Genomic DNA, 18,116 nt, shown 5'->3' on the forward strand with positions numbered 1-18,116 from the left:
ACGAAGCAGGAAAAAGCGCTTGCCAAGGATTGAAACGAGTTTGCTGAATATACGTTAAAAAAATAGCTATTTTTGTTTTACTGGGTGTTAAATAAAGTGGCGTTGGTTGCCAAATTTGGGCATCGGCTAGGGTTAATTGTCGTCGGCCTAACCGGATAAACAGGGGCTCAATTTGGACAGGTAAATCAGCGAAATGGCTAAGTTTTTTTCATCGAGTATAATCGTGTTAGGTGCTATATGTTCGGGATGCGTTGAAATGGTCAAGAGAATTTCTTGGGTGTCTACATGACCATAATTAATAGCGTGCGTAAAACATTGCAAACTAGTCAATGTTTGATGAGGGAGTTTCGATAAAATCGTTTGGTCATAAGCTAAAATTTTTATCATTCCAACGACCTCCTTTTTAATAGCGCTTTCACGACTTCATAATAAAAGAATCCAGAACGCTAAACAATTGCTAAAAATGACATTGATTTACAAGTTTGAATGGACAATTTGTACATTGGGAGGATAAATGATGTTAAAAGTGAGTGATTTATTAACGTTAGAAGAATTACCTGGCATTACCTTAGTGGCAGGACATAAAAATCAGGACCAACCGATTTTAAAAGTCAATATTTTAGAAAATCCTGATATTTTAGATTGGCTAACAGCAGGTGAGCTGCTGTTAACGACAGGGTACATATTTAAAGATGATCGGAAATTACAGAAAAATTTTTTGAAAGAACTAGCTAAACACCATTGTGCTGCCTTAGGATTTAAAACCCAACGTTATTTTGAAGAAGTTCCACCAGACCTAATCAAATTAGCAGATGAAATGAACGTTCCTATTTTAGCAATTCCTTACAATTACACCTTTTCGCAAATTGCTGACGTGTTGAAAAGTCGTGTCACGTTAGAACAATTTGACATGAATGCGCAAGAAACCGCATTGCATAATAAAATTTACCAAATCTTAGAAACGGGAAGTAGCAGTTTTCATTTGCTGCAGGATCTAGCAGAAACCATTCAAAATCCTGTCTTGTTATTGAATGACCACTTTGAAGGAGTTAATTTTTTTGACTTGCCTAAAAATCCAATTCGTATTTCTAGCATTTTAGAAGATAGACAAGAAACCTCAGAGTTCCAAAAACAATTGCTGGAACAAAGTCATCCATTATTACGCTTTTATCAAGAACCGATTCATTTACAGTTGAAACTCCAGAACCAAGTGGTGTCAATTGAAATTTATCCAATTAAAAAGAAAAATGTTATTTTATATTATTTACTCGTCTGGAACACCTTGGCCCCATTACGGCCAGTCGATGTGGCTCATTTTAAAATCACAGCTCATTACTTACTTTTACAATTGCAATTGGAATACTCACGGAAATTTGAAGAATACCAACAACGAAACGAATTATTTTTTAAGCTGATTGCGCATGAAAAGAGGGATCAAGCTGTTTTCCAACAATTTCAACAGTATTATCGCTTGGCAATAGATAAGCCCTATGCGATTTTGCTAATTTCATTAACCTTAAATGAACGCCAAAGGCAAGAAAGAATGTCTATTTTAGGTAACCAGTTAAACCAAGTTATCTTAGGGGACAAACAAAAAATTGTTTGTATTGAAATTGACAGTTCCTTTGTCTTATTAGTTGAAGATCCACCTGAAAAAGAAGGCGATTATCTGAAAATGATGCAACGCCTAGCAAAAAGTAGCATAAATCAGTTAATGAAAGTACAAGAAGATGTGGAACTTTTCCTAACAATAGTACCTAAGATTCAAGGTCTGACCCAGATTCATGAATCGTATCAACAAGCGATTGACGTTTTAGCCTTTCAACGCCAATTCGTTGCAGAAAAACCTGAAATGAGGATTGCTTCCTACGCGAATTTTCATTTTAGACAGACATTGCAACGTTATTTTTTAGAAGAAGGACAAGCAACCCTCAGAAAAAAATATCTTCAACCATTGCAGAAAAGTGATCAACAGCAACATACCGACTTTGTCCATACACTGAATGTCTATTTTCAATCAAAACGAAACTTGTCTCAAACAGCCAAAAAACTCTTTATTCATCGTAATACTTTATTACAGCGATTGGAGAAAATTGAACAGCTAGTGCTGTTGGATTTTGATAAGGAAGTGGACTTGTTGGCGCTGGAAGTGGCGTTGTTTGTGGGAACTTAAGAAGCAATATAAGTGGCGGTTTTTAATTTAATGGAATATATATAGCTAAAAGAAACGATTATACAAGAAGGATAATTTGATCAATAAAAAATGGAATCTTTTCATAACCTCAATTTTTTCAAAAAAATAAATCCTTCCCAAAATCTTCAAACACAAACCACTAACTATCTGCTACTATAAAAGAAACAACTATCATTTGGAGGAAGTATGCGTAACAGAAAAATGTGGACAATTATCGTCAGTGGGTTATTTTTAAGTAGTATCATCGCGGGAATTTCAGGAGCATTTTTAATCATTGAAGGAGAGCTAACGACTCTGCTCTGGGAAGTGTTGCCAGCGCAAATGAAATGGCCAATTCTCTATTATTTTGTCTTGTGTGTGCTAGGAGCGTTGGTATTGAGTTATCTGAAGAAACGCTTCGGGCAAATACCACAAACGGCGCATGAGGCTCTGACAGAATTGAAGGCGAAACAATCGGTCGATTATTCAGGTGTGTTTAGAAATTTATTGGCCGCCTTGGTAATTTTAATTTTCGGGGCTGGTGTCGGTCCTGAAGCTGCATTGTTGGGAGCAATTATTTCGTTGTCAGTCTGGCAATCTGATAAGTTACGATACCTTTATTTTCATTATGACGAGCAAGAACAGCAAGTATTTTGGACAAAAATTCAGCGCTTGCTGCATCCGCAACAGTTTGTTCAGCGCTACGATACGATGCTCGCTCCTGTAGATAAAAAGAAACTGAAACAAGTGATGAACGGGTTATTTATTGTGAACGGGTTGGTGGTGTTTACCTTTTTAATGAAATTGGTGGGACACCCATCGTTTATTACGAAGTTAGGAACTGGAAAAATTGAAATGGCTTCGTTATGGCTGATTTTACCCGCTTTATTAACTGCTTTTGTGATTGGTAACGCCTATCAATGGTTGCAAGCTGCTCTGGCTAAACTATGCCAACCTTTTGAAGAAAAGCAAAGCATACTGGTAACCTTTGGTGCAGCCTGTATTTTTCTCTTTGTTATTTTAATGCCAAGATTACTATTTTCAGGACAATCTTTTATGCATTTAGTTCCTAGTTTTGGTAGTCAACAAGCCTGGTATATCTTGGTAATCGCTGCGATAATGAAACTAGTATTTTTACAAGTTTGTTTACAGACAGGTTGGATAGGTGGCGATATTTTTCCCGTCGTTTTTTCAGCTATTTTAATCGGGTTTGCGGTCGCGCAATTTTTCCCAACAATTGACTCGCTTTTTGTTGTCGCAATTTTTGCTACGAGTTTAACAACACAGATTTTAGGGACGATTCTTGTACCAGGCATTTTTGTAGGGCTCTTTTTCCCAATCACGCTTTGGCCAATTTTAGTCCTTGTGTTATTTTTACAATGGCTATTGAAAAATAAAATTATTAAGAGTAACTAGAAGATACTAAAAAGAGGGAATAAAATGAACCTAACCCATCAAGACTTCAACCTATTCAACCGAGAAATCTTCACATTTAAACAACTCAAAGAGCAACAAACACCAGCAGAAATCGATGCTTTAAAGCAAAACTACAAGCAACATTGGGAAAAGTGGAAAGCCTTAAACCTCGCAATCGCCCAAGGTTTACCAACTGAACTCGGCATAACTAAGCCGAAAGTCGAAAGCTGGACCAACGGCTGGAATTTACGCAGTCATTTCTGGGCTGCGTATCGCAGTGAGCAACGTCAAGCGGAAAATGCTTGTTTGGCGTTGTTATTAAATAAAAAGCAATTTCAAGTGTATTTGATGTTTCAACATTACAAAAGTGAGGAGCGGACAGGCTCAGTCGTCGCTTACAATCAATTGCTTAATCGTTTAGAAGCTTGGAGTCAAACCATCGACTGCGAAGGCTATTATATTTGGCCGCAGGAGGAGCATGAACTAGTGGACCATTTGCCTTTAAAAGATTATTTAGCAGATGAAAAACAACGGAAAATTCTAGAAGAGCGGATAGGCAATCGTTCATTTCAGATCGGTAAGTTGTGGTTTGCGACGGAAAAGCTTGAAACGATTGAAGAAAAAAGTTGTCAGGCGCTTCAAGAATTAGCGCCGTTGTATAACGCATTATCTGAAAAATGAACGAAACAACGTCTTTGACCAAGGACCTGGTCAGAGACGTTGTTTGTGTTTTTATTGATTTAAATCTGTCAGTAGTAGCTCGTTAGAAACAGCAAAAGTAGTAACTTCTGTTAAAGCTGGATCCAAAGTGTATTTTGTAAATGAGGTAGTACTTTCTGGTTGGACATACATGGTTAAATTAGTTACATCATATCCTGACCAATAATGTGTGAAATCAGACAGAGAATTACTTTGACCTAAATGGCCAATCCCCCGAGGAATCATCACTGTTTGGAAGGCGCGATAGAGTTGCATAATCCCTTCAGAGCTATCAAATTCTTGGAGATTGTCAGAATAGTATAACGCACGAATGAAGCGTGACGGCGAAGTGAAGTCTCCTGGGATTCCTAATAGTCCGTAAGAAGTCCCACCTTCAATTGGGTCAAGTGTTGCGCCTGATTTTAAAGTGTAAGGTTCCTTAATAGCATAGTTGCGCATCCCGATATAGTTTCGTGCATTGGTTAAATGATAATTGTATTCTGGGCTGTTTGTGACTACGCCAATCGAATCATAAATGACGAACGCTCCGTTATCTGTTGGTTGCAAAACGATACTATTATTATTTTTATCATTAATGGTCCAGTGTAAGGTAAAATGAACTTCCCCCAATGAATCAAGTTGGAATTTTTGATCTAACAGGCCGATTTTTTCAAAAGCTACTTTTACTTCGTCAACGCTTTCAAAATTACTCAAAATATAAGCGAGAACTTCTTCTGCAATATGAGGTGTTAAACCACGATCTGCTAAACTTTCAGCAGGTGCTGTTGAAGATTCCATTAAATATTGAATATCACCAGATAAGCCGGCTTCATTGATACCATCTGTGATAGCAAGGCTGACGGTTTTACCATCGTTCGCTGGTTGATCTGTGCTTGACATTGCTAGTCCCATAAAGGAATATTTTGCCGTCCAAGGATTTAGTTGGCTATTTAGAACTGTACCTTTTGGAAATTGAGCAATTAGAGTAGGGATTTTTGGTGCAATTGGATCTTCGTTGCCAAAAAAGTCAAACGTAAAATCCATCGTACGTCCATAAAAAATATCATTTTTTTTGGAAATAATCTTGATGCCTGTACACATAATAGTTTCCCCCAATTAATGTAAGTTTGTGAAGCCTGTTTACTAGTTAAGCATATCATACTCTAGGAAACAGCGGTGGCTAAATTCTTAAAATATTAGACAATTTTGTCTAAATGAGGTGAAAAAAATTTTTAGCGATTTCCTTCACAAAACACCTTATTATCTTTCCGAAAATATGATATCTTTAGAATGGAAATTTCATGAAAAGAGGATGCGAATGTTTAAAAAGTACACACAAATGATAAGGGATGAATTTAAAGGGTATAATCAAAAAAAATTGAAAAAAGATTTCTTGGCAGGTTTGACTGTCGCAGCCGTCGCGTTGCCGTTAGCGTTAGCGTTTGGGGTCTCTAGCGGCGCCACTGCAGCAGCTGGCATGATCACGGCGATTATCGCTGGAATTGTGATTGGGAGCCTTTCGGGTGGGTTTTATCAAATTTCAGGACCAACAGGTGCGATGGCAGCTATTTTAATGTCAATTGCGGCAGTGCATGGCATGCAAGGGATTTTGTTGGCCACCTTTTTGGCGGGAATTTTCTTGCTTTTGGCAGGGATTTTGCGTTTAGGGAGCTTGACTTCTTTTATTCCGTCACCGGTCATTACCGGGTTTACTTCGGGAATTGCTATTATTATTGCGTTGGGGCAGCTTGATAATTTCTTTGGGGTTCGTTCAGAAGGCCACAATTTAATTGAGAAAATCAGCAGTTATCGTTCATTGGGCTTTGATTTAAGTATACCAACGACGGTTATGTCGATTTTAGTGGTGCTTGGATTAGTATTCTTTCCGAAAAAGTGGAATGCGATGATACCAGCTTCATTGGTGATGATTATTTTAGCTACGTTAGCAACAGTGGTTTTTCAACTGCCAGTGGCCACTGTAGGGAAAATTCCGACAAGTATTTTTAGTGATACACGTTTGGAAATTGGTTCGCTTCAATTAAGTGCGTTTCAGGATATTTTGGTGCCTTCGATTAGCATTGCTATGTTAGGTATGATTGAAAGTTTGCTTTGTGGCGCTTCGGCTGGTCGCATGACAGGGAAACCATTAGACAGTAATCAGGAACTAGTGGCACAAGGAATTGGCAACTTAATTTTGCCATTTTTCGGTGGCGTACCTGCAACGGCAGCGATTGCCCGCACGAGCGTAGTGATTAAATCTGGTGCGCAAACACGTTTAGCGGGTATTTTTCATGCAGTCTTTTTATTGTTATCGATGTTGCTTTTATCGCCAGTCATGTCTAAAATTCCCATGCCTGCGTTAGCTGGTGTTTTAGTGGTGACAGCGTGGCGAATGAATGAATGGTCGGTGATTAAAGAATTCTTCCAGAAACGTTTCCACACAGCCTTATGTTTATTCTTCTTAACGATGGTAGCGACCGTTATTTTTGACTTGAGTTTAGCGATTGTTTTAGGGGTCTTAGCGGGTTGCCTGTTTTTCATTGCGAAAAGTGCCGTGATTACGATTAATGTCGAGGAAGTTGATTGGTCAAGAATGGGGCTAGTACCGACCGATTGTACGGAAAATTGGGTGGTGGTTTATTTGAGTGGCCCGTTATTTTTCATGTCTTCTGAACGATTGAAACAAACGTTACTGCAATTGGAAACAAAAAGTGGTGTAGTATTTTCAATGCGAGGAGTTCCTAGCATTGATAGTACGGCGTTAGATATTTTAGAAGAATTTTGTCTTGCAGCAGAAGGTCGTGGACAACAAGTTCAATTTGCCGCTCTGCAACCAGAAGTTGAAAAAATGATTCGAACCATTCAAGGAAATCAAGAGAAAGAATACCATTTCTCAGTCGCAGAATTTTTACAAACGGTGCATATTGCAGAACAATAATTCATTTTCAAATAAAATGTTCTATTTTCTATCGCGGGCTTAATGGGTGAAGAAATAAGAAAAATAAGTGGGGACTAAAACGAGTTTCTAGAGGAGTTCCTAAAAAAATAATAAAGAGAAAACTTCTCAGTATGAAGTTTTCTCTTTATTATTTTTTTTTGGTTATTTATTGAATTACTTCTAGCATAACGTCTTTTTGATCATCCGTAACATTGCCTGCGTAGTTAGGAGTGATTAAAGATATCGAACCATTTTTATTGTTGAATAAGTATAAAGTGCCCGATCTATTTTGTTCATCGTTTGAAGAAATATTAGTTCCTAAAATTAACTCTGTATTTACTTTAACGGTGCGAATACTGTTATCGGCCGCTGAAAATATTCTAATCTCTTTTGTAGGAATTGTATTTATAGATAGCTCATATTTATTAATGGCTTCTTTCACTTGACCATTTTCAGCCCCAAACAATTTAGTTCGGAAGGTAGCAGTTGGTGTTGAATTTAAGTTTTCTAACGTAATTGAAGTTGGCACATTCATTCCTTTAAAATTAAATACGAGTGGATTGTTTAAGCTACTAAGATCGACAGCATAAGGTGTTGCTTCTAAAGAATTTGTTTCTTCGACATTTGTGGATACTTCATTTTTAGACTTTGACGAAGCCTGAGTGGTACTGGTACTTTCTGAAGCTTCTTTTAGTTTATTACTAGAGCTTGTTTCTGTGCTAGAACTGTAATGATTAGTACTGCTTTTTATTGATGTTGTATGATTGATAGGATTTTCTTGTTTTTTAGGTTCATTCGCTTTTTGAGAACTACAACCTGTTAAAAAAATAACTAAAATAACACAAAATAATTTTTTCATACTATTCCTCCTATAGACGCTATAACTAATTTTATCTTACTTGTTAATATAACAAAAGAAATAATTATTTTATTTTCACGAATGCTCAAATTGTTTAAATCTGTAGTTTTTATACTTATTTTTGTTGCATTTGCAACAAAAATAAGTTAAAGTAATGACAATCATAAAATATTAGCGAAAGGAAGTGTCCTAGTGACAGATATTTTAAGAGAAATTGGCATGATTGCGCGGGCCTTAGATTCAATCAGTAATATTGAATTTAAGGAATTATCTTTAACACGAGGACAATATCTTTATTTGGTCAGGGTCTGTGAAAATCCTGGAATTATCCAAGAAAAGATCGCCGAACTGATTAAAGTTGATCGAACCACAGCGGCGCGGGCGATTAAGCGTTTGGAAGAACAAGGCTTTATTTATCGTCAAGAAGATGCAAGCAACAAAAAAATTAAGCGGATTTATGCCACAGAAAAAGGGAAAAACGTTTATCCAATCATTGTGCGCGAAAATCAACACTCGAATCAAGTTGCTTTGCAAGGCTTGTCAGAAATGGAAATTTCACAATTGGCAGATTACTTAGTCCGGATGCGTAAAAATGTCAGCGAAGATTGGGAATTTGTCAAAAAAGGGAACACTCGAAATTATTAAGGAAAGGACGACTGATTGATGGGAGAAATAAAACAATTAACAATAGAAGATGCACCAGCGTTACAAGAAATCAGCATTGAAACTTATACAGATACTTTCGGACCATATAATACCCCAGAAAATATGCAAGCCTATTTAGTAGAAGCCTACAATTTAGAAAAATTACAAAAGGAATTGGCTAATCCCCACTCTGACTTTTATTTTATCTTTGTCGATAATCAATTAGCTGGCTACATGAAATTAAATCGTGAGAGGGCACAAACGGAACCGATGGGGACAGAAAAGCTCGAGGTTGAGCGATTGTATATTTTGCCTGCGTTTAAAGGAAAGAAGCTGGGGACACAATTGTTAGAACTGGCGGAAGAGAAAGCTCGTGAATTTGGTAAAAACGCACTGTGGCTAGGTGTCTGGGAACACAATGATGCGGCGCGGGCATTTTATAAAACGATTGGCTACCGCTATTACAGTCAACATTCATTTTTTATGGGAGACGATGAACAGACGGATTTTATTTTGTTAAAGGAATTATAGCAAGAAAATTTAGAAACAAAGATTTCTGATAAAATCAGAAATCTTTGTTTATTTTTTTGATTAAAATTAAGCAATTTTTTATTTTCAAAATGTTATTTTTTAAAACGTAAAAATTGAAAAAGAAGATTTTGAATCTGTGAAAAGTTGTCAATCTTGTGAGAAAACTCTTTTGTCAGCGTCTTTTTTCAGGATGGGTCTCTTCCTGAAAATCCACTTCAGTTTATCTGTTTTGTGTGTGTTTGATTAAAAAATGTTGTGTTGGATTTCATTTAATTGTATAATTTATTTATGTCATTTTTAATAATAAGCGTATTTTAGCATTGAAAAAGAGAAGTTGTACATAATATGTGAATAAAAAGATTTGTTTCTTACTTTCTAGAGTGAGAGGACGATATAAAAAAGGTTGCTATTTTTTCGTTCAAAGTGAACAAAGAATCGTTTGTTATTTAGTTGGGGTAACTAATGATTGTTGTTATAAAAAGCGCTTACAATTTGTGTGATGAGAGTAGTACGCATGTTTGTGCAAAAGTGACAAAAAAGAGAAGGCAGGGTGTTTTAATAGAAAAAAATTTTTAATAAAAAGGAGAGTTTGTCGTGGAGAAAAATGTGTCTCAAGTAACAGCTCAAGAAGAAACAGCGATGAAAGCACGTGGCTACAATGAGGATTTGTTGCCAAGTAGCCCGAAACAACGGACAATGGGCGCGCGCAATTTTTTTACATTATGGATGGGTTCGATTCATAATATCCCGAATTATGCAGCAGTGGGCGGCTTTATTTTCTTAGGTTTATCGCCGCTGCAAGTTATGCTGGCAGTTGTGTTAAGCTCATTCATTGTAGCAACTTTCATGAATTTGAATGGCGTGGCTGGCTCTAAATATGGCATTCCTTTTGCGATGCACTTACAGTCTACTTACGGCAGTCTCGGGGCAAAACTGCCAGGGTTCTTAAGAGGTTGTGTGGCCGCGATTGCTTGGTTTGGTCTGCAAACATTTACAGGATCGCTGGCTTTATTAATTATTCTCGGGAAATTTTGGCCGAACTTTTTAGAAATTGGTGGATCATTCCAGTTTTTTGGTCTCAGGCTACCTGAATTAATGGCGTTTACTCTTTTCTGGCTCTTAAATGTGGCAATAGGTTTCGGTGGTAGCAAAATTTTGAACCGTTTTACCGCCATTTTAAGTCCGTTGATTTATGTCGTTATTATTGGATTAACGATTTGGGCCATTCGAGCTGGGGGAGGTTTAACACCAATTTTGTCCTATCAAGTTTCTGGTGCGATTCGTTCAGTCAATCCACTGGTGGCGTATCTGATTATTTTTAATTCGGTTGTGGCCGTTTGGTCAGCGCCTGGTGCGAGTGTGGCGGATTTTACTAAGAATGCTCGCTCGACACGTGCTCAGGTTGTAGGGCAAACAGCAGGTTTAGTTGTTGGTTATGGGATTTTCGCTTTTTCCAGTGTGGTTATTCTGTTAGGTGGTTCGCTGTATTTTGGGATTCAAGAATGGAATATTTTAAACATTATTGATCGTTTAGATAATGTGGCGGTGGTGGTCTTAGCCATGTCGGTTTTCTTATTAACGACTATTTCAACGAATGCAACGGGGAACATCATTCCGGCAGGTTATCAATTGGCGGCGCTGTTTCCTAAAAAAATGACGTATAAAAAAGGCGTCATGATTGCCAGTGTTATTAGCTTTCTTATTATGCCTTGGAAACTGATGGAAAACGCCGATAGTATTTTTATTTTTCTGAACGCAATTGGGGCTGTTTTAGGACCAGTCGCTGGTGTGATGATTGCGAATTATTATTTTGTTCAAAAGCAACAAATTGATTTAAATGCTTTATACGTAGATAAACACAAAAAAGAGGAAGCTAATCCTTTTTACGGATTAAACAAGCCGGCATATGTCGCTACTATTCTAGCGTTGGCTCTTTCCTTAAGTGGTCAATTTATTCCACAGGTTAAAATCATTGCTGATATTTCGTGGTTTGTGGGCTTTGCCACAGGTTTTGTGCTGTACTTAGTGTTAAAAAAATGGACTTGGGATTCAAAAAAAGTGAAAGAAACAGCTTATCAGGAGGGAAAATAAATGCAAGCAGAGTTAGTGATTAAAAACGGGTTAGTTATTTTAGAAACTGGAGAAGTCATTACGGATGTCGCCGTTCAAGGAGGAAAAATCGTAGCGATTGGGCAAGACTTGTCAGGAGAACGTGTGATTGATGCGACGGGTTTAGTCGTTAGTCCTGGGATGGTGGATGCTCATGTTCATATTACCGATCCTGGTGGTGGTTACCGCGATGAATGGGAAGGGTATGTCACAGGAACGGCCGCTTGTGCCAAAGGGGGCGTGACGACCTTTATGGAAATGCCTTTAAATCAGATTCCAGCAACTGTGGATAAGACCTCTCTTGAGATCAAATACAAGGCAGGAGAAAATAAACTAAAAGTAGATGTAGGGTCATTTGGCGGCGTGGTCCCGACCAACTTGGCTGGTGGGATTCAGGAACTTGATGAAGGAGGCGTTTCCGGCTATAAATGCTTTTTGGGAACGTGCGGCGATCGTTCAATTGAAGGAGATTTTCAAAATGTCGACGATTATTCACTATATGAAGGAATGAAACAAGTCGCCAAGACTGGCAAAGTGCTAGCAATCCATGCAGAAAATGCGCCAATTACGGATAAATTAGGCGCGGTAGCTTATCAAAATGGCGAAACGACTTTAGCGGCATATGTAGCTACACGTCCTGTGTTTACCGAAGTTGAAGCGATTCAAAAAGCCATTTTATTTGCCAAAGAAACAGGTTGTCGGATTCATATTTGTCATGTGGCTTGTCAAGAAGGCGTGGAAGAAGTTTTAAAAGCCCAAGCAGAAGGGGTAGATGTGACTTGTGAAACATGTACGCATTATTTATATTTTACCACGGATGAACTTGATGCCATTGGTCCAGTTGTCAAATGTTCGCCGCCGATTCGTGACGCGGACCAACAAGCCGCATTATGGAACCACGTGCAAACAGGCGGCATCGCGTTTGTAACCTCTGACCATTCTCCTTGTACGCCAGACTTAAAAGATACAACCAATGCTTTTGAAGCTTGGGGCGGCATTTCTGGTGTTCAAAATAACGTCGATGTGTTATTCGATGAAGCCGTCCAAAAACGTGGTTTATCCTTGAAACAATTCGCGGATCTGATTGCAGCAAACCCAGCTGACCGTTATCACTTAGCACAAAAGGGCCGCATCAGCATTGGGAAGGATGCCGATTTTGTACTAATTAAACCTAATGCGCCGTATATCTTAAAAGCAGAAGATTTAGAATATCGAAATAAAATTAGTCCTTACATTGGTCGTGAAATTGGGGCCCAAGTGATTCAAACAATTTTAAGAGGCGAAACAATTTACGCACAAGAAACTGGGGTAACCGAGGCGTTTAACGGCATATTTATCAAAAATTAAACACCTATTTTAGAAATGAAAAGGGACAGAAGCGTAATTGAATTAGCGCCTCTGTCCACGAGTTAGAGGATGTTCGTTGGTTGTTTTGCACAAAAAAAGGCTTAATTTTGTTTGATAAGTACAATGAAGATGACTAGGGAAACGTTTACAATCAGAGTGTAATCAGTCAGGAGGTTTTGTGATGGACTTGGAAAAAGTTTTAAAACAAAGAATCGAAGAGTTGTCAGCAATTGGGAGTGATCCTGCAGGAGGGATGACACGCTTACTTTATACAGATTCGTGGTTGGCAGCACAAAAGTATGTGCAAAGCCAAACTGAGGCGTTTGGACTGGAAACGCAATTTGACGAAGTCGGGAATCTGTTTTGTCGAGTGGCAGGAACGGAATTTCCTCAGGAAACGATTTTAACTGGGTCGCATATTGACACAGTAGTTAATGGTGGAACCTTAGATGGTCAATATGGTGTTATTGCTTCCATGACGGCTGTTCAATATTTATTAGACAAATATGGGAAACCACGGCGTTCTCTAGAAGTGCTTTCCATGGCTGAAGAAGAAGGGAGTCGTTTTCCAACGGTTTTCTGGGGAAGCAAAAATGTCGTTGGTGAAGCCAAACGTGAAGAAGTAGTCGACATCTCTGACAACGAAGGCAAAAAGTTTGTTGATGAGATGCATCGCCAAGGCTTTGATTTTCGGCAGGAGCAAACTAGACGTGAGGACATTGAAGCATTTGTCGAAATTCATATTGAACAAGGCAATATTTTAGAGAACGAAAAGCTCCAAGTCGGTGTTGTTCATAGTATTGTAGGGCAACGTCGCTACACGGTTAACTTAAAAGGGCAAGCCAATCATGCAGGCACTACGCCAATGAGTTACCGTCATGATGCGGTGTACGGCTTTGCTAAAATTTGTGCAGAAGCCATTGATCGTGCAAACGAAATTGGGGATCCGTTAGTTTTAACATTCGGCAAAGTCATTCCGAAACCCAATACAGTCAACGTGGTGCCTGGAGAAGTGGAATTTACAATTGACTGCCGTCATACCGACGCTGCTTTTTTACGACATTTTACCGGTGAATTAGAAGAACGGATGAAGACAATTGCTCAAGAATTAGGCTTAACGATTGCAATTGACCGCTGGATGGATGAAGCCCCTGTACCGATGAATCAAGCAATTGTAGAAGTTATTGAACAAAAAGCCAAAGAAGGCAAGTATCAGTATCGTATGATGCATAGTGGCGCTGGGCATGATTCGCAAATTATTGCGCCCCATTACCCGACAGCGATGATATTTGTGCCAAGTATTGGTGGGATTAGTCATAATCCAGCTGAAGCAACGGCATTTCCAGATTTGGTTGAAGGCGTCAAGCTTTTAGCAGATACCTTATATGAATTAGCGTATAAATAAGATAGAAAAGGAAGAATTGTGATGGGTTATAAAAATAATCGAGTTGGTTACCAAAAAGAATTGTTAACATCAAGAGCTGTGATAAAAAAAGACAATTACGCCATTATTCCCCATGATGGTTTGGTGCAAAATGCAGTACCTGGTTTTGAAAATGTCGATATTTCCATTTTGGGATCGCCTAAATTAGGTGCGACATTTGTGGATTACATTGCTACGTTTCATAAAAATGGTCAACAAACAACTGGTTTTGGTGGCGACGGGATTCAAACGTTGGTTTATGTCATTGACGGTCGTTTGCGCGTTTCAGATGGTCAAGAAACTCATGAACTTGAAGCCGGGGGCTATGCCTACTTTACGCCTGAAATGAAAATGTATTTAGCGAATGCACAGGAAGCGGACACGGAAGTTTTCTTATATAAAAAACGCTATCAGCCGTTGGCAGACCATCAACCTTATAAAGTGGTTGGGTCAATTCATGACCAACAACCCGAAGAATATGAAGGAATGACAGACGTCTTGCTTTGGAGTTTATTGCCGAAAGAGTTTGACTTTGATATGAATATGCATATCTTATCTTTTGAACCAGGTGCTAGTCATGCCTATATTGAAACGCATGTCCAAGAGCATGGTGCGTATTTAATTAGTGGCCAAGGGATGTACAATTTGGACAATGAATGGTATCCAGTGGAAAAAGGAGACTATATTTTCATGAGTGCCTATGTGCCACAAGCAGCCTATGCGGTTGGCCGTGAAGAACCGCTAATGTACGTTTATTCCAAAGATGCCAATCGTGAACCAGAATTATAACGAAAAGCCGAATGTAAAGTAATGACCTCGGAACAATAGGATTTGAACACGCAGTGGTGAACGGTAGAGTCCTTTTTCTTGGTAGACGTTACTTTTATTCGGCTATTTTCCTGTTAATTATTTTTCTGAAAGTTCTAGCGCTACCCGTAAGAGTAAACTCGTCTCAGGCTCTTGAATAGAGGTGCCTAATAATTTTTCACATTGATTCATGCGATATTTAATGGTGTTTCTGTGAAGGTAAAGAGCGTTGGCCGTTTTAGTAATTTCACAATTGAAATCTAAAAAAACTTTCAAGGTTTTTCGTAATTCTTGTAACGTCGGTTCCGTCGGATAGGCCAACTCTTTCAATTGTTGCTGGCAAAAGTATTCAACATCTTCAGTGCCAATCTTTTCAAAAAGTCCAGCTAGGCCTTTGGGATGGAACAATTGCACAGTCGCTGGTTTTTGAGCGTGTAAAGAAGCCTCTAATGTCGAGGAAGCTTCAATATAAGAATTAGGCAAATCTTCTAGGTTTTCATAAGCATTGCCTAAAGCAAAGCGAATGGTAATAGGCAAAGCCTGTTGCAAACGTTCAGCGAGGTTTTGCAAAATCATCAAATGGTCATTTTTTTTAGATTGAAAAATCAAGATACTTTTATTTTGATTTTTTAATTTAAACAAGGCGACATCTGGCAGGATTTCCGGCAATTGTTCTTTGAGCCATTGGAAAATTAGTTGCCCTTCCGCTTGCTGATAACGAATATGGGTTTCATTTTCTGGTTTAGTCACGCCGTAGACAATCGCTAATTGATAATAATCACTGTTGATTAAACGATAATTTTTCCAAAGTTCCAACCAATTTTGATGTTTACTCAGCGCTTCTTGATGTGTATCAAGCAAGCGGTCCAAAAAGTCTGTTTTGAGATGCTCAAAAGATTCAGCAATTTTCTGGTTTTTAAATAACATAAAAGTCAAAACTAAAATGGCCTGATCAATGGCAAATTCAGAAATAGGATAAGGAATCTGTTCAGGAGATAAGACCAATAGATAATAGGGAAAATAATCGTTCACACGAATTGGAAAGCCAGCTACTTGAATGTTTTCTTGTCGCTCATCCTGTAAACGAAAGATTTTCTTTTCTTGTGCCAATTGTTGAAAGTGGTCTTTTGATAATTGTTCGATGAAAAACTCCGCCGATTTTTGATTGCCATAAAAATAATTCGAGTGGGCAATCACCTGTTGCCAAGGACTTAATAAAATAATTGGCGCATTTAAAATTTTCGCAAATTCAGCGATGAAGCGCGTAGTATCAACATCTTGCATTAATAATGTTGAAAAACGCTTTTGTATGTCAAATGCTACAGACATCTGTTCGGTTTTGCTATCACGAAGATAGCCTACAATTTCATGCAACAACCCGCCTAGTGGCTGTGTGCTAGGAATTTTAATCAGGGGCAAATCAACGGCACTGGCATAGGCAACAATTTCTGGTGAAATTTCGTCAAGGAACCGCCCAACTTTGATTCCTAAAGCCGTACACTCTGCTTGTTTTAGCGAGTCAATAAAAGGTTTCAATTTTTCTTGATCATCTTTATAAATCATTGCCGTTGTTAAAATCATGACATTTTTAGGGATAAAATCAGCCACATCAGGTGTTTCCGTGATTTCTACACTTTCCAAGGGCTGTGTTAAGTTTGAGTGAGACGATAATAATTGTAAGTCAGAAAATCTTGGTAAAGCCAAGACCTCAGCTAATATTTTCATCACAACAACCTCCTTTTTTTATAGTATAGCGAAGAATAAAAAGGAGTACAAAAGATAGTTATTGAATATGTCTAAAAAACAAAGTCAAAATAGTGCAAATTGAACAATGAATTTCTGGGTTTTTCCAAAGATAATAAAAGAGAAGAATTAAAAATGAAGTGAGGGATTACTATGTATCAACAACCAAATTTTGTACGGCGAACAATCATGACGCCGGGACCAGTCGAAGCCCATCCATCGGTACTTCGTCAAATGGGTCAACCAATTTTAGGGCAATTTGATCCAGAATTTCTACAGATTATGGACGAAGTTCGGGAAATGATTAAAGTACCTTTTGCCACAAAGAATCAACAAGCCTTTGCCATTGATGGCACGTCACGTTCAGGCTTGGAAGCGGGGTTATTTGCGTTGATTGAGCCAGGCGACAAAGTGCTTGTGCCTGCGTATGGCCGGTTTGCTTATTTATTAGGTGAAATTTGCGAACGCGCCCGGGCCGAAGTCATTTATTTAGAAAAGGACTGGCTCGCACCGTTTGAACAAACAACGGTGATTGAAGCGATTAAAGAACATCAACCAAAAATTGTTGCGATGGTCCACGGCGAAACGGCGAATGCACAAATGCAACCACTGGATCAAATTGGCGCCTTTTGTCGGGAAAATGAAATTTTCTTTGTAGTAGATATGGTGGCGACGTACGGCGGTGTCGAAACAAAGGTCGATGATTGGAAAATTGATATTGCGGTAGCAGGCACTCAAAAATGTGTCAGCGTACCTTCAGGCCTTTCTTTAATTACCTACAACCAACGTGTAGCCGATTATCTGGCGGGTCGTTACCAAAAAGAGTTAGGGCTTGGCGCGGATGCGCGGAATGAACGGTTCATTCAAAGTAACTACTTGGATTTATCGCAATTAGAAAAATATTGGGGACCAGAGCGCTTAAATCACCATACAGAAGCGACTACAATGATTTATGGGCTACATGAAGGGCTGCGCTTGTTACTTCAAGAAGGCATGGAAAATGTCTACGCACGCCATCGGAAAAACGATCGTATTTTAGTTGGAAGTCTGCAAAAAATGGGCTTAGAAATTTTCGGGAAGTTAGACACAAAAACACCAACAGTCATTCCTGTGGTCATTCCAGAAGGAATTGATGGTGAAAAAGTGCGGAGCTTATTACTGGATCATTTTAAAGTTGAAATTGCCTCTTCCTTCGGTGATTTAAAAGGAAAAATTTGGCGGGTCGGTAATATGGGTTACAGCAGTCGCGAAGACAATGTGTTGCATTTTTTAAGTGCCTTTGAGACTGTATTGAAACACCAAGGTTATCAATTTGAAGGCGGTAGCGGTAGTACTCATGCATTGGCTGAGTATTTAAACTAAAAAAGAAGGTAGGACAAAGGTCACTACGTAAAAAAGCGTAGTGCTTTTGTTCCTTGTGAAACGT

The 18,116-nt window shown here is 38.6% G+C and carries 15 protein-coding genes; 11 read left to right on the forward strand and 4 right to left on the reverse strand.

Features of this window, described 5'->3' with window-relative positions; genetic code table 11:
- Positions 1 to 147: 147 nt before the first annotated feature.
- A complete protein-coding gene (locus tag IGL80_RS02280; RefSeq protein WP_002404336.1) occupies positions 148 to 387 on the reverse strand; it encodes a hypothetical protein in 240 nt (79 codons plus the stop codon).
- Between the two features lie 127 nt (positions 388 to 514).
- Here IGL80_RS02280 and IGL80_RS02285 point away from each other — a divergent pair, with 127 nt between their 5' ends.
- From IGL80_RS02285 to IGL80_RS02295, 3 genes are all read left to right on the forward strand, one after another.
- Complete coding sequence (locus IGL80_RS02285; protein WP_173951082.1) at positions 515 to 2,173, forward strand: PucR family transcriptional regulator; 1,659 nt, start codon at positions 515 to 517, stop codon at positions 2,171 to 2,173.
- 207 nt (positions 2,174 to 2,380) lie between these two features.
- Complete coding sequence (locus tag IGL80_RS02290) at positions 2,381 to 3,589, forward strand: chloride channel protein (RefSeq protein WP_002359115.1); 1,209 nt, start codon at positions 2,381 to 2,383, stop codon at positions 3,587 to 3,589.
- A 24-nt stretch (positions 3,590 to 3,613) separates the two neighbouring features.
- Complete coding sequence (locus IGL80_RS02295; protein ID WP_002359117.1) at positions 3,614 to 4,270, forward strand: glucose-6-phosphate 1-dehydrogenase family protein; 657 nt, start codon at positions 3,614 to 3,616, stop codon at positions 4,268 to 4,270.
- 51 nt (positions 4,271 to 4,321) lie between these two features.
- Here the strand turns inward: IGL80_RS02295 and IGL80_RS02300 are convergent, their stop codons facing one another.
- Positions 4,322 to 5,389, reverse strand: a complete 1,068-nt coding sequence (locus IGL80_RS02300; protein ID WP_002359118.1) for a choloylglycine hydrolase family protein — start codon at positions 5,387 to 5,389, stop codon at positions 4,322 to 4,324.
- A 175-nt stretch (positions 5,390 to 5,564) separates the two neighbouring features.
- Here IGL80_RS02300 and IGL80_RS02305 point away from each other — a divergent pair, with 175 nt between their 5' ends.
- The gene (locus IGL80_RS02305; protein WP_025186160.1) at positions 5,565 to 7,226 is read left to right on the forward strand and encodes a SulP family inorganic anion transporter; all 1,662 of its coding nucleotides are present in this window, start codon (positions 5,565 to 5,567) and stop codon (positions 7,224 to 7,226) included.
- A gap of 166 nt (positions 7,227 to 7,392) precedes the next feature.
- Here IGL80_RS02305 and IGL80_RS02310 read toward each other — a convergent pair whose 3' ends face one another.
- On the reverse strand, positions 7,393 to 8,085 hold the full coding sequence (locus tag IGL80_RS02310) for a hypothetical protein (protein WP_002359120.1): 693 nt from the start codon (positions 8,083 to 8,085) through the stop codon (positions 7,393 to 7,395).
- Between the two features lie 192 nt (positions 8,086 to 8,277).
- Between IGL80_RS02310 and sylA the strand changes: the two genes are divergently transcribed.
- From sylA to allE, 6 genes are all read left to right on the forward strand, one after another.
- The gene (gene sylA / locus IGL80_RS02315) at positions 8,278 to 8,730 is read left to right on the forward strand and encodes a transcriptional regulator SylA (protein WP_173965710.1); all 453 of its coding nucleotides are present in this window, start codon (positions 8,278 to 8,280) and stop codon (positions 8,728 to 8,730) included.
- Between the two features lie 18 nt (positions 8,731 to 8,748).
- Positions 8,749 to 9,261 carry a GNAT family N-acetyltransferase gene (locus IGL80_RS02320; RefSeq protein ID WP_002404333.1) on the forward strand — a complete coding sequence of 171 codons (513 nt, stop codon included), beginning with the start codon at positions 8,749 to 8,751 and terminating at the stop codon, positions 9,259 to 9,261.
- A gap of 594 nt (positions 9,262 to 9,855) precedes the next feature.
- On the forward strand, positions 9,856 to 11,352 hold the full coding sequence (allW, locus tag IGL80_RS02325; protein ID WP_002375657.1) for an allantoin permease: 1,497 nt from the start codon (positions 9,856 to 9,858) through the stop codon (positions 11,350 to 11,352).
- Positions 11,353 to 12,717, forward strand: coding sequence for an allantoinase AllB (allB, locus tag IGL80_RS02330; protein WP_002404332.1), 1,365 nt, complete (start codon positions 11,353 to 11,355; stop codon positions 12,715 to 12,717). It begins immediately after the preceding gene.
- 181 nt (positions 12,718 to 12,898) lie between these two features.
- Positions 12,899 to 14,122: an allantoate deiminase gene (gene allC, locus IGL80_RS02335; protein ID WP_002383320.1), complete on the forward strand. Its 1,224-nt coding sequence runs from the start codon at positions 12,899 to 12,901 to the stop codon at positions 14,120 to 14,122.
- Positions 14,123 to 14,143: 21 nt separating this feature from the next.
- Positions 14,144 to 14,929, forward strand: a complete 786-nt coding sequence (gene allE / locus IGL80_RS02340; protein ID WP_002404331.1) for a (S)-ureidoglycine aminohydrolase — start codon at positions 14,144 to 14,146, stop codon at positions 14,927 to 14,929.
- A 117-nt stretch (positions 14,930 to 15,046) separates the two neighbouring features.
- On the opposite strand, the gene IGL80_RS02345 is transcribed toward allE, so the two are convergent.
- Positions 15,047 to 16,672 carry a PucR family transcriptional regulator gene (locus tag IGL80_RS02345; protein WP_002359127.1) on the reverse strand — a complete coding sequence of 542 codons (1,626 nt, stop codon included), beginning with the start codon at positions 16,670 to 16,672 and terminating at the stop codon, positions 15,047 to 15,049.
- A 171-nt stretch (positions 16,673 to 16,843) separates the two neighbouring features.
- Between IGL80_RS02345 and IGL80_RS02350 the strand changes: the two genes are divergently transcribed.
- The gene (locus tag IGL80_RS02350) at positions 16,844 to 18,052 is read left to right on the forward strand and encodes a pyridoxal-phosphate-dependent aminotransferase family protein (protein ID WP_002359128.1); all 1,209 of its coding nucleotides are present in this window, start codon (positions 16,844 to 16,846) and stop codon (positions 18,050 to 18,052) included.
- Positions 18,053 to 18,116: the final 64 nt, after the last annotated feature.

The organism is Enterococcus sp. DIV2467a (assembly GCF_050532945.1).
In the GTDB taxonomy this organism is placed as follows: Bacteria; Bacillota; Bacilli; order Lactobacillales; family Enterococcaceae; genus Enterococcus; species Enterococcus faecalis.

Excerpts from the sequence above, each read along its gene's own strand:
- IGL80_RS02280 (WP_002404336.1), bottom strand. The coding sequence starts at position 387 with ATGATAAAAATTTTAGCTTATGACCAAACGATTTTATCGAAACTCCCT.
- IGL80_RS02285 (WP_173951082.1), top strand. The coding sequence starts at position 515 with ATGATGTTAAAAGTGAGTGATTTATTAACGTTAGAAGAATTACCTGGC.
- IGL80_RS02290 (WP_002359115.1), top strand. The coding sequence starts at position 2,381 with ATGCGTAACAGAAAAATGTGGACAATTATCGTCAGTGGGTTATTTTTA.
- IGL80_RS02295 (WP_002359117.1), top strand. The coding sequence starts at position 3,614 with ATGAACCTAACCCATCAAGACTTCAACCTATTCAACCGAGAAATCTTC.
- IGL80_RS02300 (WP_002359118.1), bottom strand. The coding sequence starts at position 5,389 with ATGTGTACAGGCATCAAGATTATTTCCAAAAAAAATGATATTTTTTAT.
- IGL80_RS02305 (WP_025186160.1), top strand. The coding sequence starts at position 5,565 with ATGATATCTTTAGAATGGAAATTTCATGAAAAGAGGATGCGAATGTTT.
- IGL80_RS02310 (WP_002359120.1), bottom strand. The coding sequence starts at position 8,085 with ATGAAAAAATTATTTTGTGTTATTTTAGTTATTTTTTTAACAGGTTGT.
- IGL80_RS02320 (WP_002404333.1), top strand. The coding sequence starts at position 8,749 with ATGGGAGAAATAAAACAATTAACAATAGAAGATGCACCAGCGTTACAA.
- allB (WP_002404332.1), top strand. The coding sequence starts at position 11,353 with ATGCAAGCAGAGTTAGTGATTAAAAACGGGTTAGTTATTTTAGAAACT.
- allC (WP_002383320.1), top strand. The coding sequence starts at position 12,899 with ATGGACTTGGAAAAAGTTTTAAAACAAAGAATCGAAGAGTTGTCAGCA.
- allE (WP_002404331.1), top strand. The coding sequence starts at position 14,144 with ATGGGTTATAAAAATAATCGAGTTGGTTACCAAAAAGAATTGTTAACA.
- IGL80_RS02345 (WP_002359127.1), bottom strand. The coding sequence starts at position 16,672 with ATGAAAATATTAGCTGAGGTCTTGGCTTTACCAAGATTTTCTGACTTA.
- IGL80_RS02350 (WP_002359128.1), top strand. The coding sequence starts at position 16,844 with ATGTATCAACAACCAAATTTTGTACGGCGAACAATCATGACGCCGGGA.